The sequence below is a fragment of the Streptomyces sp. NPDC037273 genome, from assembly GCF_055603625.1.
This window is the reverse complement of record NZ_JBVJVO010000016.1, coordinates 20,495-46,361: the sequence shown is the minus strand read 5'-3', so window position 1 is coordinate 46,361 and position 25,867 is coordinate 20,495. Positions and strand designations below refer to the sequence as shown.

The 25,867-nt window shown below is 71.6% G+C and carries 19 protein-coding genes; 5 read left to right on the top strand and 14 right to left on the bottom strand.

The features are described from left to right. Positions 1–69 precede the first annotated feature (69 nt). The 6 genes from gap to uvrC form a co-directional block, all read right to left on the bottom strand. Positions 70–1,080 carry a type I glyceraldehyde-3-phosphate dehydrogenase gene (gene gap, locus ACZ7G1_RS31900; protein ID WP_470878389.1) on the bottom strand — a complete coding sequence of 337 codons (1,011 nt, stop codon included), beginning with the start codon at positions 1,078–1,080 and terminating at the stop codon, positions 70–72. Positions 1,081–1,298: 218 nt separating this feature from the next. Further along, complete coding sequence (locus tag ACZ7G1_RS31895; RefSeq protein ID WP_470878390.1) at positions 1,299–4,250, bottom strand: M14 family metallopeptidase; 2,952 nt, start codon at positions 4,248–4,250, stop codon at positions 1,299–1,301. Between the two features lie 175 nt (positions 4,251–4,425). Beyond that, the gene (gene whiA / locus ACZ7G1_RS31890) at positions 4,426–5,415 is read right to left on the bottom strand and encodes a DNA-binding protein WhiA (RefSeq protein WP_017238652.1); all 990 of its coding nucleotides are present in this window, start codon (positions 5,413–5,415) and stop codon (positions 4,426–4,428) included. Continuing rightward, the gene (locus ACZ7G1_RS31885) at positions 5,406–6,431 is read right to left on the bottom strand and encodes a gluconeogenesis factor YvcK family protein (protein ID WP_470878392.1); all 1,026 of its coding nucleotides are present in this window, start codon (positions 6,429–6,431) and stop codon (positions 5,406–5,408) included. The genes whiA and ACZ7G1_RS31885 overlap by 10 nt, the downstream gene beginning before the upstream one ends. Continuing rightward, complete coding sequence (gene rapZ, locus ACZ7G1_RS31880; RefSeq protein WP_470878393.1) at positions 6,428–7,405, bottom strand: RNase adapter RapZ; 978 nt, start codon at positions 7,403–7,405, stop codon at positions 6,428–6,430. Before rapZ ends, ACZ7G1_RS31885 begins: the two co-directional genes overlap by 4 nt. After that, positions 7,402–9,387, bottom strand: a complete 1,986-nt coding sequence (gene uvrC, locus ACZ7G1_RS31875) for an excinuclease ABC subunit UvrC (protein WP_470878394.1) — start codon at positions 9,385–9,387, stop codon at positions 7,402–7,404. Before uvrC ends, rapZ begins: the two co-directional genes overlap by 4 nt. A gap of 112 nt (positions 9,388–9,499) precedes the next feature. On the opposite strand from uvrC, the gene ACZ7G1_RS31870 reads away from it, so the two are divergent. Next, positions 9,500–10,210, top strand: a complete 711-nt coding sequence (locus ACZ7G1_RS31870) for an SDR family NAD(P)-dependent oxidoreductase (RefSeq protein WP_470878396.1) — start codon at positions 9,500–9,502, stop codon at positions 10,208–10,210. 63 nt (positions 10,211–10,273) lie between these two features. Here ACZ7G1_RS31870 and ACZ7G1_RS31865 read toward each other — a convergent pair whose 3' ends face one another. Together ACZ7G1_RS31865 and ACZ7G1_RS31860 are read right to left on the bottom strand one after the other, a co-directional pair. Next, positions 10,274–11,038, bottom strand: a complete 765-nt coding sequence (locus tag ACZ7G1_RS31865) for a hypothetical protein (RefSeq protein WP_470878456.1) — start codon at positions 11,036–11,038, stop codon at positions 10,274–10,276. A gap of 5 nt (positions 11,039–11,043) precedes the next feature. Beyond that, on the bottom strand, positions 11,044–11,631 hold the full coding sequence (locus tag ACZ7G1_RS31860; RefSeq protein WP_470878397.1) for a papain-like cysteine protease family protein: 588 nt from the start codon (positions 11,629–11,631) through the stop codon (positions 11,044–11,046). 235 nt (positions 11,632–11,866) lie between these two features. On the opposite strand from ACZ7G1_RS31860, the gene ACZ7G1_RS31855 reads away from it, so the two are divergent. Beyond that, entirely contained in the window at positions 11,867–12,796 is a 930-nt protein-coding gene (locus tag ACZ7G1_RS31855; protein ID WP_470878398.1) for a hypothetical protein, read from the top strand. 39 nt (positions 12,797–12,835) lie between these two features. On the opposite strand, the gene ACZ7G1_RS31850 is transcribed toward ACZ7G1_RS31855, so the two are convergent. Together ACZ7G1_RS31850 and uvrA are read right to left on the bottom strand one after the other, a co-directional pair. Further along, on the bottom strand, positions 12,836–13,261 hold the full coding sequence (locus ACZ7G1_RS31850) for a Rieske (2Fe-2S) protein (RefSeq protein ID WP_470878399.1): 426 nt from the start codon (positions 13,259–13,261) through the stop codon (positions 12,836–12,838). Between the two features lie 143 nt (positions 13,262–13,404). Next, a complete protein-coding gene (gene uvrA / locus ACZ7G1_RS31845; RefSeq protein ID WP_470878400.1) occupies positions 13,405–16,449 on the bottom strand; it encodes an excinuclease ABC subunit UvrA in 3,045 nt (1,014 codons plus the stop codon). 156 nt (positions 16,450–16,605) lie between these two features. On the opposite strand from uvrA, the gene ACZ7G1_RS31840 reads away from it, so the two are divergent. The 3 genes from ACZ7G1_RS31840 to ACZ7G1_RS31830 all read left to right on the top strand — a co-directional run bounded on the left by ACZ7G1_RS31840 (position 16,606) and on the right by ACZ7G1_RS31830 (position 19,457). Further along, complete coding sequence (locus ACZ7G1_RS31840) at positions 16,606–17,301, top strand: maleylpyruvate isomerase family mycothiol-dependent enzyme (protein WP_470878401.1); 696 nt, start codon at positions 16,606–16,608, stop codon at positions 17,299–17,301. Between the two features lie 46 nt (positions 17,302–17,347). Further along, positions 17,348–18,004 (top strand): MBL fold metallo-hydrolase, encoded by a 657-nt coding sequence (locus ACZ7G1_RS31835; protein WP_470878403.1) that lies wholly within the window; start codon positions 17,348–17,350, stop codon positions 18,002–18,004. A gap of 166 nt (positions 18,005–18,170) precedes the next feature. Continuing rightward, complete coding sequence (locus ACZ7G1_RS31830; RefSeq protein ID WP_470878405.1) at positions 18,171–19,457, top strand: MFS transporter; 1,287 nt, start codon at positions 18,171–18,173, stop codon at positions 19,455–19,457. A gap of 99 nt (positions 19,458–19,556) precedes the next feature. On the opposite strand, the gene ACZ7G1_RS31825 is transcribed toward ACZ7G1_RS31830, so the two are convergent. From ACZ7G1_RS31825 to uvrB, 4 genes are all read right to left on the bottom strand, one after another. Continuing rightward, positions 19,557–20,564, bottom strand: a complete 1,008-nt coding sequence (locus tag ACZ7G1_RS31825; RefSeq protein ID WP_470878407.1) for a TerC/Alx family metal homeostasis membrane protein — start codon at positions 20,562–20,564, stop codon at positions 19,557–19,559. 230 nt (positions 20,565–20,794) lie between these two features. Then, a complete protein-coding gene (locus ACZ7G1_RS31820) occupies positions 20,795–22,831 on the bottom strand; it encodes a TerD family protein (protein WP_470878409.1) in 2,037 nt (678 codons plus the stop codon). 102 nt (positions 22,832–22,933) lie between these two features. Continuing rightward, positions 22,934–23,512 (bottom strand): TerD family protein, encoded by a 579-nt coding sequence (locus tag ACZ7G1_RS31815; RefSeq protein ID WP_366302121.1) that lies wholly within the window; start codon positions 23,510–23,512, stop codon positions 22,934–22,936. A 142-nt stretch (positions 23,513–23,654) separates the two neighbouring features. Continuing rightward, on the bottom strand, positions 23,655–25,784 hold the full coding sequence (gene uvrB / locus ACZ7G1_RS31810) for an excinuclease ABC subunit UvrB (protein WP_470878411.1): 2,130 nt from the start codon (positions 25,782–25,784) through the stop codon (positions 23,655–23,657). Positions 25,785–25,867: the final 83 nt, after the last annotated feature.

Below are 25,867 nucleotides of genomic sequence, written 5' to 3'. Positions count from 1 at the left end.
AAACAGGGCTCGCACAGCGCGACATTGCGCTGCCCGAGCCCTGCTCACATCGAAAGCCTGCCCTGAAGTTTAGAGCTGGCCGCCGACGAAGACGGTGAGGTCGACGAGACGGTTGGAGTAACCCCACTCGTTGTCGTACCAACCCAGGATCTTGACCGTGTTGCCTTCCTGGACCATGGTCAGCGAGGCGTCGAAGGTGCAGGACGCCGGGTCGCTGACGATGTCCGAGGAGACGATCGGGTCCTCGGTGTAGAACAGGATGCCCTTGAGGTCGCCGTCGTCGGCGGCCTTCTTGAACGCGGCGTTGACCTCGTCCTTGGTGACCTCGCGGTCCAGGGTGACGACCAGGTCGGTGGCGGAGCCGGTCGGGACCGGGACGCGCATCGCGATGCCGTCGAGCTTGCCCTTGAGCTGCGGGAGGACCAGGGCGGTGGCCTTGGCGGCACCCGTCGTGGTCGGGATGATGTTCTCGGCGGCGGCGCGGGCGCGGCGCAGGTCCTTGTGCGGGAAGTCCAGGATGCGCTGGTCGTTGGTGTACGCGTGGACCGTGGTCATCAGGCCCTTGACGATGCCGAAGTTCTCGTCGAGGACCTTCGCCATCGGGGCGACACAGTTGGTGGTGCAGGACGCGTTCGAGATGACGTTGTGCTGCGCCGGGTCGTACTTGTCCTGGTTGACGCCCATGACGATGGTGATGTCCTCGTCGGTGGCCGGAGCCGAGATGAGGACCTTCTTGGCGCCGCCTGCGATGTGCTTCTCGGCGTCGGCCTTCTTGGTGAAGATGCCGGTCGACTCGATGACGATGTCGACGCCGAGCTCGCCCCAGGGGATGTCGGCCGGGTCGCGCTCGGAGAGCACCTTGATCGTGTGGCCGTCGACCGTGATGGTGTCGGCGGTGTGGGTGACCTCGGCCTTGAGGCGGCCCAGGATGGTGTCGTACTTCAGCAGGTGTGCGGTGGTCGCGGTGTCACCGAGGTCGTTGACAGCCACGATCTCGATGTCGGCACCCTGCTCAAGGAGCGCGCGGAAGTAGTTCCGGCCGATGCGGCCAAAGCCGTTGATGCCTACGCGGATCGTCACGAACCGATCTCCTCGTCAGGTACGCCGGTGTGCTCGACGCCGGCGAGATTTTTGTTTTTTGGGATGTCCCCGACCGCTTACGACCCTACCCCCACAGGGGCCGCGGAGTGACATCCAGCGCAGCCGTACGAGCCCGGAAAGTGAGGGAAAAAGGCCGACGGCCCGTCCCTACCAACGGGTACGGGCCGCCGTGGGACCTTTGTCCCCACTACTCTCCGTCAGCGCCGGAGCACCCCGAGGGCGCGTCCGATGAGCCGTGCCCGCTCGGCCTCACCGGTCACGTGTTCCAGGCCGAAGCCCAGGAGCACGGTGTCCTTCGTGGTGACCGCCGCCTGGGAGTGGAAGAGTGCGGCGGAGCGGGTCCAGTCGGTGCCGTTGCCGGGGCTGCCGGCGGGGGCGCCCGGCACGGTCCAGGCGCCGAGGGAGCTCTCGAAGCCCTCCGCGTCGGTGGTGGCGCCGGTGATGAGCCGGGTGTCGTCGACGAAGGCGCCCATCTCGCCCGTACCGGGGTCGGAGACGTACGAGATCGAGAGCTCGACCTTCTTGCCCGCCCAGGCGCTCAGGTCGACGGAGGCCTGCCGCCAGCCGTTGGAGGGGCCGGTGAAGGCGTTCCAGGAGCCGGTGGTGCCGGTGGCGGCGCAGCCGTCCTCGCCGACGGTGAGGTAGTGGGCGAGGAAGGGGTGGCCGCGGAGGTAGAAGCCCTCGCCGCAGTCGGCCGGGGGTTCGGTGGAGGTGCCGCCGTTGACGTCGGGCAGGGTGGTCCAGTCGTCCAGGCCGGTGGTGTGGGCCTCGACGACGAGGTTGTCGTAGCCGGGCTCGGTGTCGTAGCTGACCTGGAAGTCGAGCCGGGGCCGGTCGGCCGCGGTGACGCCGGTGAGGTCGACGGTCCTGCCGAGCCGGGCCCAGGTGCCGTCGCTGTGCTTGACGGCGGCGAAGGAGGCGCCCTCGGCGGGTTCGAAGGGGGTCCGGATGCCCGGGTAGTCGCCGGCCGAGGCGCTGTCGGCGAACTGCGGGAACTCCTTCGGCTTCAGGGTGTCCGAGGTGACCGTGTACGCGCCCGCGTTGTCGAGCGGGTTGTCGGTGGCGGCGCCGAGGGCCGCGCCGGCGCCCGCGAAGGCGCCGGTGCCGGCGAAGGCGGGCGGGTTCTTGAGGCCCGCGCGGTGGTAGGCACCGAGGTAGTACTGGGCGAAGTCGTTGGACTCGGCGCGGCCGATCTGGGTGAGTCCGCCGGACTTCTCGCCGGCGTTGACCAGCTTGCCGCCTTCGTTGAGGTAGCCGCGGACGGCGAGCTGGGTGGCTCCGGAGGGGCGCTCGGCGCCGGTGTACCAGACGACGGTACGGAAGTGGGAGAGCACGCCGAGGGTGTCCGGGGCGCCCTGGGTGGCGACGTCCCAGACGGCGGCCTTGCGGCCGTTGTCGGCGAGCGCCTTCACGTACGCGGCGCTGTGCCGGGCGGCGGTGGTGCCGCCCTCGTCGGCGAGCACGAGGACGTCGCCGCGGGGGCGTTCGGCCACCTTGTAGGTGAAGGGGGCGGAGGCGGTGGCTCGGCCTTCGCGGGTGCGGGCGGTGAACCAGACCTCGACGGAGTCGCCCGGCCGGGCGCCCTCGACCTCGGCGCGGTACTCGTCGAAGTAGAGGTTGTCCTCGCCGCCGTAGGTCTCGCCGCCCTTCCAGGCGTCGAGCTCCTCGCTGTGCGTACGGCCGCCGTTGACGCGGTACTTCAGGGTCTTGCCGCGCAGCGACTTGCGCGCGGTGACGGCGACCTCCTGGTCCCCGCCGCGGGCGTAGGAGGTGGCGAAGGCCTTCGGGGTGAAGTCGGGGGCCTCGATGCCGACCGGGGAGACGGGCCGGTCCGGGTGGGCGGCGGTCTCGGCGACGGCGAGCGCGAACGGGATGTTCTTGGCGAACTCGGCCTGGATCAGCTTCTCGTCGTCCGGGAAGGTGAACACGGAGGCGCAGTCGGCCGGGTTCCAGGCGTCGTTCGGGTCGACCCGGGACGCGGTGGCGCAGGTCGACATCTCCGGGGTGAACATCTGCATCCCGTTGACGTTGGCGGCGTGTCCGTCCGCCTCGCCGTTGGTGATGTACAGCTCGGAGGAGACCTGCGGCCGGTAGCCGGGCACGGCCGACTTCTGCGGGGTGCCGGCGAGGGCCTTGAGGGCCACGTCGTCGGGGGTGTCGGTGGCGACCTGCCAGCCGACGCCGTACAGCAGCAGTTGGGCGGCCGAGTGGTAGTTGATGCCGTACGCGAAGCCGATGCGCTTCTGGAAGGCGTCGAGGGCCCTGGTCTCGGGCTCCGACATGGCGGCCTTGCCGCGGAAGGTCTCGTCGGCCGGGTCGGGCGACGAACCCTCGTTGTCGTAGCCCCACTTGTAGGCGAAGTTGCGGTTGAGGTCGACGCCGTCGCCGGAGGCGATCCGTCCGTCGCCGTCGTTGTCGCGGAGGTTCTTGCGCCACTGCCGGTTGGCGGGGTCGGCGTGCGTGAAGTCGTAGCCGTCCGGGTTGGCGGAGAGCACGAACCACAGCTCGGTCGAGTCGACGATCCGGGTGATCCGCTCGTCCTTGCCGTAGCCGTCGAGGTAGTGGTGGAGCAGCCGCCGGGTCATCTCGGGGGTGATCCACTCGCGCGCGTGCTGGTTGGACATGTACAGCGTGGCCGGCTTGGAGCCGTCCTTGGTGCGCTGGGCGCCCTTGCTGACCTTGAGGGCGAGGATGTCCTGGCCCTTGACGGTCTTTCCGATGGAGACGACCTTGGTGATGCCGGGGTTGGCCCGGGCGGTGTCCAGGATCTCCTGCTTGAGGCCGTTCGGACCGCCGTACGGGCGGAAGACGCCGTCCCCCGCGGCGGCCACCCGCTTCTCGGCCTGGGCGGACAGCTGGTGCTCGGCGAGTTCGACGCCCTGGCCGCGCAGTTGCCCGGCCTGCCGGCCGGTGAGGAAGAGCTCGACCGTCGCGGAGCCCTTGGCGGGCACCTGCTCGGTCAGTTCGTGCGCGTCGGCGCCCGCGTCCAGGAGCAGGGGTACCTGTTCCTTGGTGACCACGGCACGCCATACGGAGAGGGCGTCACCGCCGTCCCGGTCGTCCGGCTGCGCTCCGGCGACGGGTGCCGCCGCCACACCGGCGATCAGCAGTGAAGCCGCGGCGAGGATCGATCTCGCTCTGCGTCCCATGAGCCCCCCTTGCTGTTGTCTGCCACGAAGGTGAACAGACGCCAGGCTCATGGGCGCCCATGGGCCTGTCAAGGGTGCCTCGCGGGGTGTACGAAAAAGCTGCCGGTGCCTCAGAAAGGCACCGGCAGCGTGGAGTTCACGGTTCCGTACGGTCTCCGCCGGGCGGCGGCTCCCGTCAGCCCACCAGGCTGTCGTCGAGCTCCTCGGTCAGGTTCGACTCGGTCCCGGGGATGCCCAGGTCCTGCGCCCGCTTGTCGGCCATCGCGAGCAGCCGGCGGATCCGGCCGGCCACCGCGTCCTTCGTCAGCGGCGGGTCGGCGAGGGCGCCCAGCTCCTCCAGGGAGGCCTGCTTGTGCTCCATGCGGAGCCGGCCGGCCGCGGCGAGGTGCTCGGGCACCTCCTCCGCGAGGATCTCCAGGGCGCGCTGCACCCGGGCACCCGCGGCGACCGCGGCACGGGCCGAACGGCGCAGGTTGGCGTCGTCGAAGTTGGCCAGGCGGTTGGCGGTGGCGCGGACCTCGCGCCGCATCCGCCGCTCCTCCCAGGCCAGCACCGACTCGTGCGCGCCGAGCCGGGTGAGCAGGGCGCCGATCGCGTCGCCGTCGCGGACGACGACCCGGTCCACCCCCCGCACCTCGCGGGCCTTCGCCGCGATCGAAAGCCGGCGGGCCGCCCCGACCAGGGCGAGGGCCGCCTCGGGACCAGGGCAGGTCACCTCAAGGGACGAGGACCTGCCGGGCTCGGTCAGCGAGCCGTGCGCCAGGAACGCGCCGCGCCAGGCCGCCTCCGCGTCGCAGGTCGCGCCGGAGACCACCTGCGGCGGGAGACCCCGGATGGGGCGACCCCGGCCGTCCACGAGCCCCGTCTGCCGGGCCAGCTGGTCGCCGCCGGCCACCACCCGCACCACGAAGCGCGAACCGCGCCGCAGCCCGCCGGGGGCCATCACGATCAGCTCGGAGCTGTGCCCGAAGATCTCCAGGATGTCCCGCTTGAGGCGGCGGGCCGCCATCGCCGTGTCCAGCTCCGCCTCGATCACGATGCGGCCGCTCACCAGGTGCAGCCCGCCCGCGAACCGCAGGATCGACGAGACCTCTGCCTTCCTGCAGCAGGTCCGGGTGACGGGAAGCCGGGAGATCTCGTCCTTCACCGCTGCCGTCATCGCCATGGGCCGATCCTTCCATGCATCCGAAAAATACGGTCGTACGCGGCGGCCAACAGCTCCGGGTCATGCTTCGCGGAGCCGTCGGGCCCGGCCACCGGCGCCAGCTCGACCGCGGCGCCGAGCCGCTTGGCGGCATCGGCGAGGGACTCGCGATCGGGCACGGCAGCCTCGTCGGCGAGCACCACGTCCAGGGCGAGTTTAGGGGCGTGTCGTCCCAAAACCTCCAAATGACGCTGCGGGGAGAAGCCCTCTGTTTCTCCGGGCTGCGGCGCGAGGTTCAGCGAGAGCACTTTCCGGGCCTTCGTCTCGGCCAGGGCGTCGAGGAGTTCGGGGACCAGGAGGTGCGGGATCACGGAGGAGAACCAGGAGCCCGGACCGAGCACGACCCAGTCCGCGTCGAGGACCGCCGCGACCGCCTCGGGCACCGCCGGCGGGTCGTGCGGGACGAGGTGCACGGACTGCACCTCGCCCGGCGTGAGCGCCACCGTCGCCTGCCCGGCCACCGTGTCCACGTCGTCCGGACGCGCCGGGTCGTGGCCCCTGACCAGGGCCTGGAGCTCCAGCGGCACGGCGGACATGGGCAGCACCCTGCCCTGGGCGCCCAGCAGCCGCCCGACCAGGTCGAGGGCCTGGACGGGGTCGCCGAGCTGCTCCCAGAGGGCGACGATCAGCAGGTTGCCGACGGCGTGGCCGCCCATCTCGCCCTTGGACTGGAAGCGGTGCTGGATCACCCGGGCCCAGGTCTGGCCCCAGTCGTCGTCCCCGCAGAGCGCGGCGAGCGCCTTGCGCAGGTCGCCCGGGGGCAGCACGCCGAGCTCCTCGCGGAGCCGGCCGCTGGAGCCCCCGTCGTCGGCGACGGTGACGACGGCCGTCAGGTCGCCGGTGATCCGGCGCAGCGCGGCCAGCGAGGCCGACAGGCCCATGCCGCCGCCGAGCGCGACGACCTTGGGCTGCGCGCCGCGCCTGCGGAGCGTGCGCCGCACCGCGAGGGTGGAGGCACGCCGGCGGTACGGTTTCACTCGCGCCCCATGTCCCGGTGGACGACGACGGTCTCGACGCCTTCGGCCGCGAGGCGGGCGGCGAGCCGCTCGGCGGTGGCCACGGAGCGGTGCTTGCCGCCGGTACAGCCGACGGCGATGGTGACGTACCGCTTGCCCTCGCGGCGGTAGCCCGCGGCGATCAGCTGGAGCAGCTCCGTGTAGCGGTCGAGGAACTCCTTGGCGCCGGGCTGGTTGTAGACGTAGTTCGACACCTCCTCGTTGAGGCCGGTGAAGGGGCGCAGCTCGGGGACCCAGTGCGGGTTCGGCAGGAAGCGCATGTCGACGACGAGGTCGGCGTCGACCGGCAGGCCGTACTTGAAGCCGAAGGACATCACGGTGGCCCGGAGCTCGGGCTCCTCGTCGCCGGCGAACTGGGCGTCCATCTTGGCGCGCAGCTCGTGGACGTTGAGGCTGGAGGTGTCGATCACCAGGTCGGCGTCGCCGCGCAGCTCGCGCAGCAGGTCGCGCTCGGCGGCGATGCCGTCGGTGATCCGGCCGTCGCCCTGGAGCGGGTGCGGCCTGCGGACCGACTCGAAGCGGCGGACCAGGGCGTCGTCTGAGGACTCCAGGAAGACGATCCGGCGGGTGACCTGCTTGGAGTCGAGGTCGGCGAGGGAGTCCCTGAGGTTGTCGAAGAACTGCCGGCCGCGGACGTCCACGACGACGGCGATCCGGGCGACGTTGCCCTGGGAGCGTGCGCCGAGCTCCACCATGGTGGGGATCAGCGCGGGCGGCAGGTTGTCCACGACGAACCAGCCGAGGTCCTCCAGGCACTTCGCCGCGGTGGACCGGCCGGCTCCGGACATGCCGGAGATGATCACCAGCTCGGGAATGGCCGCCTCGGCGCCGTTGTCGCCGGGGGTCTCCTTCGTGCCCGTACTCACGTGTCCTGCTCCGTCTTCTCGGTCGTGCTGGTCGTGCGGTTCGTTCCGGTGCTGCTCGTGCGCGGTCATGCCGTGCCGTCCCCGTCTTCCATGATCTCTCCTGTCGCCGTGTTCACGGCGGGTGCGGCCGGGGCCGCCTGGGCGAGGGCCACGACGACCGCCTCCGCGGTCTTCCGGCCCATGCCGGGGACCTCGCAGATCTGCTCGATTGTCGCCTGCCGGAGCCGCTTCACCGAGCCGAAATGCTTGATCAACGCTTGTTTCCGGGTGTCTCCGAGGCCGGGGACGGCGTCCAGGGGGCTGGTACGGATGCGTTTCGTCCGCTTGGACCGCTGGTAGCGGATGGCGAAGTCGTGAGCCGTGTCACGTACCCGCTGGAGCAGGTAGAGGCCCTCGCTGGAGCGCGGCAGCACCACCGGGTCGTCGTCGCCGGGCAGCCACACCTCCTCCAGGCGCTTGGCGAGCCCGCAGACCGCGATGTCGTCGATCCCCAGCTCGTCGAGGGCCCGGCGGGCCGCGGCGACCTGCGGCTGCCCGCCGTCGACCACCACGAGCTGCGGCGGGTACGCGAAGCGCTTCGGCCGGCCGTCGTCCTCCGGCGTCTCCGCCGGGACCTCGCCGTCGGCCGCCGGCCCCCACTCCCCCGTACGGTCCTTCTCGGCGAGGTAGCGCTTGAAGCGGCGGCTGATCACCTCGTGCATGGACCGGACGTCGTCCTGGCCCTCGAAGCCCTTGATCTGGAAGCGGCGGTACTCGCTCTTGCGGGGCAGGCCGTCCTCGAAGACCACCATCGAGGCGACGACGTCCTCGCCCTGGAGGTGCGAGATGTCGAAGCACTCGATCCGCAGCGGCGCCGAGTCCAGGTCGAGTGCCTCGGCGATCTCCTCCAGGGCCCGGGAGCGGGTGGTCAGGTCGCTGGCCCGCTTGGTCTTGTGCAGCACGAGGGCCTGCTGCGCGTTCCGCGCGACGGTCTCCATCAGGTCCTTCTTGTCGCCGCGCTGCGGGACGCGCAGCGAGACGTTGGACCCGCGGCGGCCGGTGAGCCAGGCGGTGACCGCCGCCGCGTCCTCGGGGAGGGCCGGGACCAGGACCTCCTTGGGGACCGTGTCGCCGCTCTCCTCGCCGTACAGCTGCTGGAGGGCGTGCTCGACGAGGCCCGCCGTGTCGACGGCCTCGACCTTGTCGGTGACCCAGCCGCGCTGGCCGCGGACGCGTCCGCCGCGGACGTGGAAGATCTGGACGGCGGCCTCCAGCTCGTCCTCGGCGAGGGCGATCAGGTCGGCGTCGGTGGCGTCGGCGAGGACGACGGCGCTCTTCTCCATCGCCCGGCGCAGCGCCTCTATGTCGTCCCGGAGCCGGGCGGCCTTCTCGTACTCCATGTCCTCGGCCGCGATCGTCATCTGCTTCTCGAGCCTGCGGATGTACGTGCCGGTGCGGCCGGCCATGAAGTCGCAGAACTCCTCGGCCAGTTCACGGTGCTCCTCGGGCGACACGCGGCCGACGCAGGGCGCCGAGCACTTGCCGATGTAGCCGAGGAGGCACGGCCGGCCGGCCGAGGCGGCGTTCCGGAAGACGCCCGCCGAGCAGGTCCGCACCGGGAAGACCCGCAGCATCAGGTCGACCGTCTCGCGGATCGCCCAGGCGTGCCCGTACGGCCCGAAGTAGCGCACGCCCTTCTTCTTGTGGCCGCGCATGACCTGGACCCGGGGGAACTCCTCGTCCAGGGTGACCGCGAGGTACGGGTAGCTCTTGTCGTCCCGGTACTTGACGTTGAACCGCGGGTCGAACTCCTTGATCCAGGTGTACTCCAGCTGGAGCGCCTCGACCTCGGTCGACACCACCGTCCACTCGACGGAGGCGGCGGTCGTCACCATCGTCGCCGTGCGCGGATGCAGGCTCGTCAGCGGCTGGAAGTAGTTCGCCAGCCGCTGGCGCAACGACTTCGCCTTGCCGACGTAGATCACTCGCCGGTGCTCGTCGCGGAACTTGTAGACCCCCGGCGAGTCGGGGATCTGACCCGGCTTGGGGCGGTAGCTGGAGGGGTCTGCCATGCTCCCCACCCTACTGGCGGGGACCGACACTCCGGCCTCGCGTACTCGTTGGCGAGGCATGGCGAATCATGGTGCGGAAACGGCTCACGGACGGCTGGCGGACCGGGTGTGCGTGATCACGGGTGCGGCGAGCGGCATCGGGCGGGCGACGGTGGAACGGTTCCTCCGCGAAGGGGCCCTCGTCGTGGCCGCCGACCGCGACGCGGAACGCCTCGCGACGCTGTCCGGCGTCGTCCCGGTCGTCGGCGACGTCTCCCGCGCGGAGGACGCCCGCCGCATGATCGGCACGGCCGTGGACCGCTTCGGACGCCTCGACGTCCTGGTGGCCAACGCGGGCGTCATCCCGCTGCTCTCCGTCACCGAGGCGGAGGCCTCCGACTTCGACGAGGTCATGGCCGTCGACGGCCGCGGCATGTTCCTCACCTGCAAGTACGCCATCGAGGCCATGATCGGATCGGGCGGCGGGTCAATCATCTGCACCTCCTCCATCTCCGGCGTCGCCGGCCAGGCCCGGCAGGCCGTCTACGGCCCCGCGAAGTTCGTCGCCACCGGCCTCACGAAGCACCTCGCGGTGGAGTGGGCGGCGCACGGCATCCGCGTCAACGCGGTCGCCCCGGGCACCATCGAGACGGAACGGGTCGCCGCCGCCCGCCACGAGCCCGGCGGTCCCGAGTACCTCGCCGAGGCACTCGGCGCCCACCCCATGGCCCGCTTCGGCACCCCCGCCGAGGTCGCCGCCGCCATCCTCTTCCTCGCCTCCGACGACGCCTCCTTCATCACCGGCGCCGTCCTTCCCGTGGACGGCGGCTACCTCGCCCGCTGACCCGCACGCCCACCCCCGTGGCCGGGGCGGCCGCGGGGGTGGGCGGGAGGAAGGGAGGGAGGGCTAGGGCCGCGGGGAGGTGCGGCGACGGTGGTGGAGGGCGGTGGCCGCGAGGGCGAGGGCGGCGACGGCACCCGCGCCCGCGGCGAGCGGGAGGCCGGTGTCCTCCTGGGGAGCGGCGGGCGGCGAGGCGTAGCCGCCCGCCGCGCCCTTGCGGGCGTAGGAGGAGCCGGGGAGCTTGTCGGCGTAGGCGCGGACGACGCGGTCGCGGTAGGCCGCGAGGGTCGTGCCGTTGCGGCCGACGGCCCGTATCGCGTCCTCGTCGAGGGGCAGGACCTTGGTGCCCTTCTGGACGTACCACGCGTCGATCTGGGGCTCGCGGAAGACGAGTCCGCCGGGCAGCAGCCGCCCGCCCTGCTCCGCGTAGCGGATCTCGTCGTCGCCGGTGGCGATGTTGACGACCTGCCAGCCGCCGGGCTGTTCGACGGTCCAGAGCGAGGCCTTCTGGCCGTCCGACGCGACGGCCCGGCTGGCCCGGAACTCGACCCGGGCGACGGGCGCGCCCGCCTTACCGGCGACGAAGTCCGGGGAGAGGATCCGTACCGGCACGGACGCGCCTTCGACGTGCGGCGCGGCGGCGGACCGGGCGAGCGCGCCGTCCCGGGCGAAGAACCGGGACAGGGTGTCCAGGGTCTGCGGCGCGGAGGCGGCCTGTTCGGGGGTGGCCGCGGGCGGCAGGGCGCCGCCGGGGGCCGCCGAGGCGGTGGGGGCCGTCGCCGCCAGGCCGGCGAGGGCGGTGAGGAGGAGGGCGGTGGGGCGTCGGGTCATCGTGGTCACGCCCCGATCCGGTAGAGGGAGTGGGTCCAGGAGAAGGAGCTGTTGTCGACGTACCAGGCGTGCGAGGCCCAGTTGTAGCGGTCGCTCGACGGCCAGGGATCGCCCCAGTAGACCCAGCTGTTCGCGTCGTCGTAGCCGTAGACGACGTGCATGTGGCCGCCGCCGCTGGCCCATTGGATGCGGGTCTCGACGGGCCGGTTGGCGTTGATCTCGGTCTGGACGGTGGAGTAGCGCAGCCAGCCGTCGACGTACGAGCCGGGGTTGATGCCGGCCCAGCTCAGTCCGGTCTGGACGTTGCCGAGCGTGGCCTGCCAGTTGGGGCAGTCGTAGCCCTGCTGGCGGTTGAAGGCGGCGTTGCAGAACTGGTTCTGGCTGTAGCCGCGGCCGAACCAGGTGGCGATGGTGTTGCCGCTCGCGGCCCAGCACCAGTTGGTCTTCTGCTGGGCCTGCATGGTGATGTTCAGTCGCTTGGAGGCGAGGGCGGAGACGTCCTCGCCGGCGGGGGCGGCGGAGGCCGAGGTGGTCGGGACGAGGAAGAGGGCGGCTGCGGCGAGTGCCGCGAGGGTCGTTCTTCTGCTGCGCATCGCGTTCCTCCCATGGCGGGGGGTGGGGATGTGGGGAGTGGAGGAGCGCGTCCGGACGCTGGTCAGGAGCATGTTCCGTTGTCCGGAGCGGGTCAACACGCTTCAATGCGGGGTGACATCGGACTGTGAACGGTGTGACCCGGGTGTGAACGGACGCCCTCGGCCCACCTGCCCGCCCACCCCACGCGGCGCGACGGTCCGCACCCCCACCGTGAACGTTCACTGAGGAGTCCTCGTGAGCCACACCGAGGCCGATCTGGTGCAGCTGCTGCACACCGGCCCCTTCCATCTGGCGCTGCGCACGGCTTTCGCGGTGCGCGGGCTGCCGCTCCAGCGGGTCCAGCACCATCTCGCGCACCGGGGCGTCCGGGTCGGGGTGACGAGCCTGAGCTACTGGCAGCAGGGCGCCCGCCGCCCGCAGCGGCCGGAGTCCCTGAAGGCTGTACGGGCCCTGGAGGAGGTGCTGCAGCTGCCGGGGAACTCGCTGCTCCGGCTGCTCACCGAGGACGCGGCCGCCCGGTCCGAGGTGGAGCGTCCGGCGGCCCGCTCGTACCGCTCACTGGTGGAGGCGTCCGGCTCGGTCGAGGAGCTGCTCGCGGAGCTGGACGTGCCGACGGACGGCGGGCTGCACACGGTGGGGCACCATGAGCGGGTACGGATCGGGGCGGGCCGGGAGCTGGTGGGGCGGGATTCGCAGCACGTGGTGCGGGCGCACCGGGACGGCGTCGACCGCTATCTCGCGATCCACCACGGGGATCCGGGCTGCGACCCGTCCCGGGTGGCGGTGCGTGCGGTGGAGAACTGCCGCACCGGTCGGGTGCGGTGGCATGCCGGGACGGGCGTGCTCGTCGCCGAGCTGCTCTTCGACGCGCGGCTGCGCGCCGGGGACACGTACCTCTTCTCGTACGGCTTCGAGGACGGTACGGCGGGTGCGAGCGGCGAGTACGTGCGCGGGTTCAGCTTCGCGGGTGGGCAGTACGTGCTCCAGGTCCGCTTCGACGAGGCCGCGCTTCCGGTGCGCTGCCGGCGCTTCGCCCAGGCCTCCGCCGGCGCGTCCCGCGGGGGCCGCGCGGAGCTGACCCTGAGCGGCCGGCACCGCACGGTGCACCTCGTCGAGCAGGGCGTACGCCCCGGAATCCTGGGCATCGACTGGGACTGGGCCTGAGGCCCGGCCCCGGTCGGGCTCCGAGGGCGTCCCGGGGACTCAGGCCTCGGGGCCGGCGACCAGCTTGCCGTCCTCGACGCGGATCGGGACCTCGGGGAGCGGGACGGTGGCGGGGCCGCGGAGGGCCTTGCCGGTGGTGACGTCGAAGCGGCTGCCGTGGCAGGGGCAGTTGCCCTCGTTCGCCTCGACCTTGTCGAGGACGCAGCCGGCGTGGGTGCACTGGGCGCTGAACGCCTTGTACTGGCCCTTGGCCGGGCAGCTCACCACGAGTCGCTGCTCGCGGTAGAGCTTGGAACCGCCGACCGGGACCTCGTCCGGGGCGCCGAGCGGCACGGGCGCGGTCGGGGTCGGGACCTGGGCGTGGCCGAGCTTCGAGTCCGTGGAGCAGGCGGCGACTCCCAGCCCGGCGGCACCGGCGAGGGCCGCGCCTTTCAGTACGGTGCGGCGGCTGGACTGGCCGGACATGAGCGCTCCACGTGAGATCGGGGACAAACACACCCCAGGGGTGACCCGACCGACGATACCGGCGCCCTCTCCGGGCCCCGACGGCCACCCCTGACCTGGCCCCGTACGCGGCAGGGCCCCCGGTCGGGGGCCCTGCCGTGGGGTCACGCCTTGCGGGCCCGGGTGGTGGCCTTCTTGGCCGCGGCCTTGGTGGCGGTCGCCTTCGTGGCCGCCGCCTTCGTGGCCGTCGCCTTCGTGGCCGTCTTCTTGGCCGGGGCGGCGGTCTTCTTGGCGGGGGCCTTCTTCGCCGCCGCCTTCTTCGCGCCGCGGGCGGCCGGGACGGTCGCGCCGGAGTCGCTGACGCGGTCGGCGCCGAGGATCTCGCGGAGGAACTTGCCGGTGTGGCTCTCAGGGACGGAGGCGACCTCCTCCGGCGTGCCCTCGGCGACGACCAGGCCACCGCCGCTGCCGCCCTCGGGACCCATGTCGACGACCCAGTCGGCGGTCTTGATGACATCGAGGTTGTGCTCGATGACGATCACCGAGTTGCCCTTGTCGACGAGGTTGGAGAGGACCTTGATCAGCTTCGAGATGTCCTCGAAGTGCAGACCGGTGGTCGGCTCGTCCAGGACGTAGACCGTGCGGCCCGTCGAGCGCTTCTGGAGCTCGGAGGCGAGCTTGACGCGCTGCGCCTCGCCGCCGGAGAGCGTCGGCGCCGACTGGCCGAGGCGGACGTAGCCGAGGCCGACCTCGTTGAGCGTGCGCAGGTGGCGGGCGATGGTCGGGACGGCCTCGAAGAAGTCGAGGGCCTCCTCGATCGGCATGTCCAGGACCTCGGCGATGGACTTGCCCTTGTAGTGGACCTCCAGGGTCTCCCGGTTGTACCGGTCGCCGTGGCAGACCTCGCACGGGACGTAGACGTCCGGGAGGAAGTTCATCTCGATCTTGATCGTGCCGTCGCCGGAGCAGTTCTCGCAGCGGCCGCCCTTGACGTTGAAGGAGAACCGGCCGGGCAGGTAGCCCCGGACCTTGGCCTCCATCGTCTCGGCGAAGAGCTTGCGGACGTGGTCGAAGACGCCGGTGTACGTCGCCGGGTTCGACCGCGGGGTGCGGCCGATCGGGGACTGGTCGACGTGCACGACCTTGTCGACGAGGTCGTCCCCGTCCACCCGCGTGTGCCGGCCGGGCACCGACTTGGCGCCGTTGAGCTCGCGCGCGAGGTGGGTGTAGAGGATGTCGTTGACCAGGGTCGACTTGCCGGAGCCGGAGACTCCGGTGACGGCGGTGAGGACGCCCAGCGGGAAGGAGACGTCGATGTCCCGCAGGTTGTTCTCCCGGGCGCCGTGCACGGTGAGCCGGCGCGAGGGGTCCACGGGGCGGCGGATGTCGGGGGTGGCGATCGAGCGGCGGCCGGAGAGGTACTGCCCGGTCATCGACTCCTCGTTGGCGAGGAGCTCCTTGAGGGACCCGGAGTGGACGACCTTGCCGCCGTGCTCGCCGGCGCCGGGGCCGATGTCGACGACCCAGTCGGCGACCTTGATGGTGTCCTCGTCGTGCTCGACGACGATGAGCGTGTTGCCCATGTCGCGGAGCCGGACCAGGGTCTCGATGAGCCGGTGGTTGTCGCGCTGGTGCAGGCCGATGGACGGCTCGTCGAGCACGTACAGCACGCCGACCAGGCCGGAGCCGATCTGGGTGGCGAGCCGGATGCGCTGGGCCTCGCCGCCGGAGAGGGTGCCCGCGGCGCGGTTGAGCGAGAGGTAGTCGAGGCCGACGTCGACGAGGAAGCGCAGCCGCTCGTTGACCTCCTTGAGGACCCGCTCGGCGATCTTCTTGTCGCGGGCGTTGAGCGTCAGGCGGGCGAGGAACTCGGCGCAGTCGCTGATGGACATCGCGGAGACCTCGGCGATGGACCGGTCCATGACCGTGACCGCGAGGACGATCGGCTTGAGGCGGCTGCCCTCACAAGTGGGGCAGGGCACCTCGCGCATGTAGCCCTCGAAGCGCTCGCGGCTCGAGTCGCTCTCGGCCTCGCTGTGGCGCCGCTTGACGAAGGAGACGGCACCTTCGAAGGCGGGGGTGGTGTAGGCCCGCTCGCGTCCGTACCGGTTGCGGTAGCGGACCTCGACCTGGGTCTTGTGGCCGTACATCAGGGCCTTCTTGGCTCGCTGCGGCAGTCCCGCGTACGGGATGTCCGTGCGGAAGCCGAGGGCCTGGGAGAGGCCGCCGATGAGCCGGCCGAAGTACTCCTTGGTGTGGCCGTGCGACCAGGGGTGAATGGCGCCCTCGTCGAGGGACTTGTCCTCGTCGGGGACGACCAGCTCGGGGTCGACCTCCATGCGGGTGCCGATGCCGGTGCAGTCGGGGCAGGCGCCGAAGGGCGAGTTGAAGGAGAAGGAGCGCGGCTCCAGCTCCTCGAAGGACAGGTCGTCGTACGGGCAGTAGAGGTGCTCCGAGTACATCCTCTCGCGCTCGGGGTCGTCCTCCGGGAGGTCGACGAAGTCGAGCACGACCATGCCGCCGGAGAGTCCGAGCGCGGTCTCGACGGAGTCGGTGAGCCGGCGCTTGGCGCTGTCCTTCACGGTGAGGCGGTCGACGACCACCTCGATCGTGTGCTTCTCCTGCTTCTTCAGCGTCGGCGGCTCGCTGAGCTGGATCGTCTGCCCGTCGACCCGGGCCCGGCTGTAGCCCTTGGTCTGGAGGTCGGCGAAGAGGTCGACGAACTCGCCCTTCCGCTCGCGGACGAGCGGCGAGAGGACCTGGAAGCGGCTGCCCTCGGGCAGGTCGAGGACCTTGTCGACGATGGCCTGGGGCGACTGGCGGGAGATCGGGCGGCGGCACTCGGGACAGTGCGGCTTGCCGATGCGGGCGAAGAGCAGCCGGAGGTAGTCGTAGACCTCCGTGATGGTGCCGACCGTCGAGCGCGGGTTGCGCGAGGTCGACTTCTGGTCGATGGAGACGGCGGGCGACAGACCTTCGATGAAGTCGACGTCCGGCTTGTCCATCTGGCCGAGGAACTGCCGGGCGTACGAGGAGAGCGACTCGACGTACCGGCGCTGCCCCTCGGCGAAGATCGTGTCGAACGCGAGGGAGGACTTGCCCGATCCCGAGAGCCCGGTGAAGACGATGAGGGAGTCACGCGGGAGGTCGAGCGAGACGTTCTTGAGGTTGTGCTCGCGAGCGCCACGGACGATGAGACGGTCGGCCACGCCGGTCCGCACCTTTCTTGAGAGAGCGGATGTGCCTGACACACCCAACAACCAAGGATGCCGGATGCTTCCACCGAGCCTATAGCACGCACATTCGATTTCCGGCCGCGTGGAGACCGCTTCACCCGAACGAGTGGCGGCGCTAGGGTCGGCGCCATGATCGACCACGAACTCGACCTTGCCTCCGTACGCGAAGCGACCGACCGGCTGATCGCCGACGTCGCCTCATGGGACAACGCCGCGGCGGCCGAGCCGTCACGGCTTCCGGGCTGGACCCGCGGCCATGTGCTCGCCCACCTCGCCCGTAACGCCGACGCTCTGGTCAACGTGCTCCGGGGTCTGCCCATGTACGCGGACGCCGCCACCCGCGACGCCGACATCGAGCGCGACTCCGGCCGCCCGCTCGACGTCCACCTCGCCGACCTGCGCGAGTCCGCCGACCGGTTCCAGGCCGTGGGCGCCGAGCCCGCCGACTGGGCCCGCACGGTCGAGCTCCGCAACGGCGTCACGGACAGCGCCTCGCGCGTCCCGTTCCGCCGCTGGGTGGAGGTCGCCCTGCACCACGTCGACCTGGGCACCGGCTACGAGCTCGAGGACCTGCCGGAGGAGTTCGTCCGACGGGAGACCGACTTCCTCGCGGACCGCTGGACGGGCGCCGCCGGCGTGCCGCCGACCCGGCTCGCGGCCACCGACGGCACCGGGACCTGGACCACCGGCGCGGCCGAGGGCACCGGGGCGGCCGTGACCGTGTCGGGGCCCGCGGCGGAGCTCCTCGGCTGGCTCTCCGGCCGCCGCGACGGCTCCGCGCTGAAGACCGAGGGCGGCCCGCTCCCGGTGCTCCCCGCGCTGTAGCCGCACGAGCCCCCGCGCTGTCGGTGCGCGGAGCTAGGCTGAGCCCATGACGTACAGCGGAGTGGTGAAGGTCGGCGGAGCGGCGGACGTGCACGAGCTGACGGACCTGATGATCTCGAAGGTCGCGGTCGGCCCGATGGACAACAACGCGTACCTGCTGCGGTGTCGGGCGACCGGCGAGCAGCTGCTGATCGACGCGGCCAACGACGCGGACACGCTGCTCACGCTGATCGGTGACGACGGCATCGCCGCCGTCGTCACCACCCACCGTCACGGCGACCACTGGCAGGCCCTGGCCGAGGTGGTCCGCGCCACCGGCGCGCGCACCTACGCGGGCGCGTACGACGCGGAGGGCATCCCGGTCCCCACCGACGTGCCGGTCGAGGACGGCGACACGATCCGGGTGGGCCGGGTCGAGCTGACCGCCCGCCGTCTTGTCGGGCACACCCCGGGCTCGATCGCCCTGGTCTACGACGACCCGCACGGCCACCCGCACGTCTTCACCGGCGACTGCCTCTTCCCCGGCGGGGTGGGCAACACCTGGAAGGAGCCGGACGCCTTCACGAGCCTGCTCCACGACGTGGAGACCAAGCTCTTCGCGGTCCTGCCGGACGAGTCCTGGGTCTACCCGGGCCACGGCAAGGACACCACGCTCGGTGACGAGCGCCCGCACCTCGCCGAGTGGCGCGAGCGCGGCTGGTGACACCCGGCGTGCGGCCTCGGGGCCGTACGCCTCCGCACGCCCCCCGTAACCCGGACGGATGCGGGGTAGTTGGCGGCACATGCCCCACAGTCACCCTCCGTCGCCTTCCGCCCCGCCCGCCGTCCCCGGTCCGCCGACTCCCCCGGCCGCCGGGACGGCCCCCTCGATGGGGCGGCTCGCCGCGGCCTCGCTCGTCGGCACCGCCATCGAGTTCTTCGACTTCTTCGTCTACGGGACCGCCGCGGCCCTCGTCCTCGGACCGCTCTTCTTCCCGACCTTCTCGCCGCTCGCCGGGACCCTGGCCGCCTTCGGCACCTTCGCCGCCGGATTCCTCGCCAGGCCGCTGGGCTCGGTCCTCTTCGGTCACGTCGGCGACCGGTACGGCCGCAGACCGGTCCTCTTCGCCTCGCTGCTGCTGACCGGCTGCGCGACGGTCGCGGTCGGCTGCGTCCCCACGTACGCGACGCTCGGCATCACCGCCCCCGTGCTGCTGCTCGTCCTCCGCTTCCTCCAGGGCCTGGGGCTCGGCGGCGAGTGGGGCGGTGCGGTGCTGCTGACCGCCGAGCACGCCCCGCCGCACCGGCGCGCGCTGTGGTCGAGCTTCCCGCAGATCGGTCCGGCGGTCGGCTTCCTGCTCGCGAACGGGGTGATGCTGGCGCTCACGGCCGGACTGAGCGAGGCGGAGTTCCGCTCCTGGGGCTGGCGGGTGCCGTTCTGGGCCGCCGGGGTGCTGGCGGCGGCCGGACTGCTGCTGCGCTCCTCGCTGGCCGAGACCCCGCAGTTCGAGGAGCTGTCCGCGTCCGGGCGGCGGGCGGGTGCCCCGCTGGCCGAGGTGGCGCGCGACCACTGGCGCCTGGTGCTCCTCACGGCCGGTGCGCTCGCGGTCGGGTACGCCGTCTTCTACACGGTCTCCACCTGGGCGCTGGCCTACGGCACCGAGCGGCTCGGGGTGAGCAGCACGGTGATGCTGACCTGTGTGATGGCGGCGGTGGCGGTCAAGGGCGCGGCGACCCCGTTCGTGGCGCTGCTCGCCGACCGCTGGGGCCGCCGGCCGCTGTGTCTGGCGGGGTGCGCGGCCTCGGCGCTCTGGATGTTCCCGATGGTGGCGCTGCTGCACACCGCGCGGCCGTTCCTGATGTTCCTGGGCTTCCTGGGCTCGCTGCTGGCCTTCATCACGATGTTCGCGGTGGTCGCCGCGTATCTGCCGGAGCTGTACGAGCCCCGCGTGCGCTGTACGGGGGCGGCCGTCGGCTACAACCTCGCCGGCGTCCTGGGCGGGGCCCTCACGCCGATCGTGGCGACGGCACTCTCCGACGGCGGTTCCGGGCCGCCGTGGGGTGTGGCGGCCTATCTGACGGTGGTGGCGCTGGTCAGTCTGGGCTGCTTCGCGCTGCTGCCGGAGACCCTGCCGGAGCGGTCGCGCGCGGAGGCCGAGGAGGTCGCGCCCGCCTGACCGGAGAACGGCCTCACCGGAGAACGGCCTCACCGGAGAACGGCGACGGCCGGCCGCGGGACGCTGTCCCGGGGCCGGCCGTCGCCGTGTCGTGCCGCGTCAGGCGCCGATGCTGTCCTTCTCGGCACCGTCGGCGTCGGCCACGCTCTCGGCGGCCTCGCGCTCCGCCTGCTTCTTGGAGGCGATGAGGCTGGTGATCGTGGTGACGACCAGGACGCCGCCGATGACCGCGAGCGAGACCGGGATGGAGATCTCCGGGACGTGGACCCCGGACTCGTGCAGGGCGTGCAGCACCAGCTTGACGCCGATGAAGCCGAGGATCACCGACAGGCCGTAGCTGAGGTGGACCAGCTTCTTGAGCAGGCCGCCGATCAGGAAGTACAGCTGGCGCAGACCCATGAGGGCGAAGGCGTTGGCGGTGAAGACGATGTACGGGTCCTGGGTGAGTCCGAAGATCGCCGGGATGGAGTCGAGGGCGAAGAGGATGTCGGTGGTGCCGATGGCGAGCATGACGACCATCAGCGGCGTGAGCACCCGCTTGCCGTTGTTGCGGATGAAGAGCTTGGTGCCGTGGTACCGGTCGGCGACGCCGAACTTCTTCTCGACGGTCTTGAGGAGACGGTTCTCCTCCCAGTCGTCCTCGTCCTCGTCGGAACGCGCCTCCTGGATGAGCTTCCAGGCGGTGTAGATCAGGAACGCGCCGAAGATGTAGAAGACCCAGGAGAAGCTCGCGATGATCGCGGCGCCGGCGGCGATGAAGATCGCGCGGAGCACCAGGGCGATCAGCACGCCCACGAGCAGGACACGCTGCTGGAGGTGGGAGGGCACCGAGAACTTCGCCATGATCAGGACGAAGACGAAGAGGTTGTCGACACTGAGCGACTTCTCGGTGATGTAGCCGGCGAAGAACTCTCCCGACGCCTGGCTGTTGCCGAAGATCAGCAGGCCGAGTCCGAAGAGCGCGGCGAGCACGATCCAGACGATCGTCCAGATGCCGGCTTCCTTCACCGAGACGTCGTGGGGCTTCCGCCCGATGAAGAAGTCGGCTCCGATGAGGGCGCACAGACCGAGAATGGTCAGCACCCACAGGGTCATTGAAACGTCCACTGCGCCTCCGGCGTCGTACGGCTACTTGATCAGCGTCGTCGCTGCCGGAGGTCTCTTCCACCCGGGCGGGCTATCGCCGCCGGGCCGACGCCCCGGGATCGGATCACCGAGGATCCGTCCGTATTGACGGGTACGCCGCGCATGGGGAGTACTCCCCTCCGCACGAAAAAGACTACCCGAAAGACCAAGAGAAGGTAAAGGGCAGGGTAAAGAGCCACCAAAAGGCCAGGTCAGGGCTGCTTTCCATAGCGGGCGGCGGCCACCTGCCCGAGGACCTGCCGGAGCACTCCGCTGCCCGGCGGGAGGATCGGGGGCTCGTACGACCAGGCGTGGCCGACCCAGGGGTCGGCGAGGTGGTCGTCGGGCACCGGGGTGAGCCTCAGCAGCGAGCGCCACAGCGGATCGAGCAGGGGTCCGTACGCGGCGGCGTCCGCCCGGTCCGCGACCATCAGCAGGTGGACACCGACCGACGGGCCCTCGTCGGCCAGGTACCGCAGCCGGGTCACCGCCCGGTCGTCGAAGCCGTGCGGGAAGTCGTGCACGATCAGCAGCTGCCGGGCAGTGTCGAGCCCGGGAGGCAGCGCGTCGGCGGCTCCGCCCCGTACCGCCATCTGGAGGAGGTCGACCCGCTCGGTGAGCTGTTCCAGGACCGCCGAGACCCCGGCCGCGCCCCGGGCCGGCGGGGCGGCGAGGACGCCCGTGTCCACCAGCGGCGCGAGCGCGGTGGTGCCCGCGCCGGCGGCGTCGAGGACGTGGACGGCGAACTCGCCGGCCGGGTGCGCCGCGAGCAGCCGGGCCGCGTGCGCCACCGCGCTGTCCAGGGCGAGCCGCCGCAGCTCGATCTCGTCGAGCAGACCCGCGGCCTCGGAGTTGCCCCGTCCCGAGTCCACCCACAGCCCGCGCTCCAGAGGCAGCCGGACCAGCATCGGGATCCGCAGGTCGGTGCGCTCGGGGAGGTGGAGGTCGCCCAGGCGGACGGCCATCGGCTCCTCGGCCGGGACGCGGTAGGCGTGCCAGACGGGGCTGTCCCAGCGGGCGTACGCCGGTGGCAGCGCCGGTTCGACGACCTCGGACTCGGCCGCGAGCTGCGCGAGGTCCCGGTCGAGCACCTCCTGGGCCCGCTCCACCAGCTCGTCGTGGCGGGCGCGGGCGGTCGCCCGCGCCGCGTCGTTCGCGCCGCCGACCCGGGAGCGGTAGTCGGTGAGCGACTGGTCGAGCTCCCGGTCGAGCCGCGACTCCGCGAAGTCGCAGGCGCTGCGGTAGGCGGCGGCAGTACGGGCCAGGTCCTCGAACATCCCCCAGACCTGGTTGTACAGGCGCTCGTCCATCGACCACCCCGACGCGTCCCCGGCGACCGGCACCGGCGGCGCCTGCCGGGGCGGCGGGGTCTCGGCCGCCTGGCGGCGGGGGTGGGCGTAGCTGATGGGTCCGCCCGTGCCCATCGGGGGCGTGGGCGTGCCCGCCGGAGGCGTGGGCGGGGGCGTCGTCGGCATGGGCGGGGGCGTCACCTGCAGGTCCGGCACCGTCGCCGGAAGCGAGGGCTCGGGAACGACCTGCCCGGCCGTGACCTGCTCGGAGGCGACCGGCTCGGGAACGGTCTGCTCGGCGGTGACCCGCTCGGAGGCGACCGGCTCGGGAACGGTCTGCCCGGCGGTGACCCGCTCGGAGGCGACCGGCTCGGGAACGGTCTGCCCGGCGGTGACCCGCTCGGAGGCGACCGGCTCCGGGGCGGCCGCGGCCAGGACGGAGGCGGCGAGTTCGGCGGGGCGCTCCAGGCCCTGGTCGCCGAGGAGGGCGGCGAGACCCCCCTCGTACCCCTGGCCCATGGCGCGGACCTTCCAGGCGCCCTGGCGGCGGTAGAGCTCCAGGGCCACGACGGCGGACTCGTCGGCGAGTCCGGTGATCGTGTAGCTGGCGAGGTCCGCGCCGTCGTGGCCGGAGACGGCGACGAAGGGGGCGGCGAGGGCTCCGAAGCGGCCGGCGCCGGGACCCGCCGGGAGCACCAGGACGACGGAGACCCGGTGGACGGCCTCGGGGACCGCGGCCAGGTCGACGGTGAGCCGGTGCTCGGCGGCGCACCGCCCGGGGACGTCGACGCCGGGGAGCGAGGGGGCGCCGGGGTGGGCGATCCACTCCGCGCCGGGGACCCTGCCGTGCTCGTCGCCGAGGGTGGCTCCGGCGAGGACGGGGTGACCGGCCGACACGCGGATCTCCAGTCGGGTGTCGGGCAGGGGGTGGTTCTGCCCCCGGACCAGCTCGGCCGTCATCGACTCTGTCCCCTCGGTGCTTCCTGGTTCCGGTACGCGTTCATGCGGGACAGCTCCCGGCGGCCTGCTGCCTCCGGGAGCTGTGGGTGGGCCGTGCCGCGGTTACAGGTGCGGCAGGATCGCGGGCATCAGGTCCTGGAAGGTGCGGCCGTTGGCCGGGTTGCCCAGGGCGGTCATCTGCCAGCCGGAGCCGACCCGGTGGACCTTCGCCATGATCTGCGCGGTGTAGTTGCCGCCGCCGTCGAGGGTGTAGCGCGCGAGCTCCTGGCCGTTCGTCTCGTCGACGATGCGGCAGAACGCGTTCTGCACCTCCTGGAACGTCTGGCCGGTGAAGGAGTTCACCGTGAAGACGATCTGGTCGATGTGGACCGGGACCCGCTCCAGGTCGACGAGGATCGCCTCGTCGTCGCCGCCCTGGCCCGCGCCGCCGACGAGGTTGTCGCCGGTGTGCTTGACCGAGCCGTCATCGCTGACCAGGTGGCGGAAGAAGACCACGTCGACCGGCTGCTTGTCGGCGAAGAGGACCGCCGAGGCGTCCAGGTCGATCTCCCGGGTGCGCGAACCGAAGAGGCCGCGGCGCGGCGCGGCCTGCCAGCCGAGGCCCATCCGCACCTGCGTCAGGCTGCCCCCGCCCCTCTTCTCCAGGCTGATGGCCTGGCCCTTGGTCATGTTGACCGACACGCGTCTGCCCCTCTCGTTGGCGTTCCCCGCGTCCGCTGTTCCGGTGCGTGCGGTTGTCGAGCACACTACGCAGCGCCACTGACACCGCGGAGGGTGCGGTCCGGTTTTGTGTCGGTCTTGCAACACACCGGACCGCTCCCGGTCAGGCGAGTCCCGCCTCCTTCATCTGGCGCAACTCCTTCTTCAGCTCCCCCACTTCGTCGCGGAGCCGGGCGGCCACCTCGAACTGGAGCTCGGCCGCGGCGGCCCGCATCCGCTCCGTCATCTCCTCGATGATCGCGGCCAGTTCGGTCGCGGGCCGGTCGCCGAGCTCGACGGTCGAGCCCGCCTTGCCGCGGCCCTTGGGGGCGTGTGCGGCGAGCGCGGGGACGGGCGCCTTGGCGCCCTTGCCCTCCTTGGCCTGGCGGTAGCCGCTGCCGAGGAGTTCCTCGGTGTCGATCTCCTCGCGCGCGATGGTCGCGACGATGTCGTTGATCTTCTTGCGGAGCGGCTGGGGGTCGATGCCGTGTTCCGTGTTGTACGCGATCTGCTTCTCGCGGCGCCGGTTGGTCTCGTCGATGGCCTGCTCCATCGCCGGGGTGATCCGGTCGGCGTACATGTGGACCTGGCCGGAGACGTTTCGGGCGGCTCGGCCGATGGTCTGGATGAGGGAGGTCCCGGAGCGCAGGAAGCCCTGCTTGTCGGCGTCGAGGATGGCGACGAGGGAGACCTCGGGCAGGTCGAGGCCCTCGCGGAGCAGGTTGATGCCGACGAGGACGTCGTACTCTCCGGCGCGCAGTTCGCGGAGCAGTTCGATGCGGCGGAGGGTGTCGACGTCGCTGTGGAGGTAGCGCACCTGGATGCCGAGCTCCAGGAAGTAGTCGGTGAGGTCCTCGGCCATCTTCTTGGTGAGGGTGGTGACGAGGACGCGCTCGTCCTTCTCGGTGCGCAGCCGGATCTCGTGGACCAGGTCGTCGATCTGGCCCTCGGTGGGCTTGACGACGACCTCGGGGTCGACGAGGCCGGTGGGGCGGATGATCTGCTCGACGAAGCCGTCGCCGCGCGAGAGCTCGTACGTCCCGGGGGTCGCGGAGAGGTAGACGGTCTGGCCGATCCGCTCCTGGAACTCCTCCCACTTCAGCGGGCGGTTGTCGAGGGCGGAGGGGAGCCGGAAGCCGTGGTCGACGAGGGTCCGCTTGCGGGAGGCGTCGCCCTCGTACATGGCGCCGATCTGCGGCACGGTGACGTGCGACTCGTCGATGACGAGGAGGAAGTCCTCGGGGAAGTAGTCGATGAGGGTGTTGGGCGCGGAGCCGGGCTCGCGGCCGTCGAAGTGCATCGAGTAGTTCTCGATGCCGGAGCAGGAGCCGATCTGCCGCATCATCTCGATGTCGTACGTGGTCCGCATGCGCAGCCGCTGGGACTCCAGGTGCTTGCCCTGCTTGTCGAGCTCGGCGAGGCGGCCCTCCAGCTCGCGCTCGATGTCGTTGACCGCGCGCTCCATGCGCTCGGGGCCGGCGACGTAGTGGCTGGCGGGGAAGACGTACAGCTCGCGGTCCTCGCTGATGACCTCGCCGGTGAGCGGGTGGAGGGTGGAGAGGGCCTCGATCTCGTCGCCGAACATCTCGATGCGGACGGCGAGCTCCTCGTACACCGGGAAGATCTCGATGGTGTCGCCGCGGACGCGGAAGGTGCCGCGGGTGAACGCCAGGTCGTTGCGCGTGTACTGGATGTCGACGAAGCGGCGGAGCAGCTGGTCGCGGTCGATCTCCTCGCCGACCTTGAGCGGGACCATGCGGTCCACGTACTCCTGGGGGGTGCCGAGGCCGTAGATGCAGGAGACGGAGGCGACCACGATGACGTCCCTGCGGGTGAGCAGCGAGTTCGTGGCGGAGTGGCGGAGCCGCTCCACCTCCTCGTTGATGGAGGAGTCCTTCTCGATGTAGGTGTCCGACTGGGGGACGTACGCCTCGGGCTGGTAGTAGTCGTAGTACGAGACGAAGTACTCCACCGCGTTGTTCGGCAGGAGCTCGCGGAACTCGTTCGCCAGCTGGGCGGCCAGCGTCTTGTTCGGCGCCATCACGAGGGTGGGGCGCTGGAGTTTCTCGATCATCCAGGCGGTGGTCGCCGACTTGCCGGTGCCGGTCGCGCCGAGGAGCACGACGTCCTTCTCGCCCGCGCGGATGCGCCGCTCGAGGTCGGCGATGGCAGCGGGCTGGTCGCCGCTTGGCTGGTAGGAGCTGACGACCTCGAAGGGCGCCACCGAACGTTCGATCTTGGAAACGGGCCGCATGGAACCACCGTACGACCCGGCACTGACACTCGGGGGCTCTTGTGGACGGCGACCGGCTCAGCGGCCTTCCGGCGGGTGTCCCG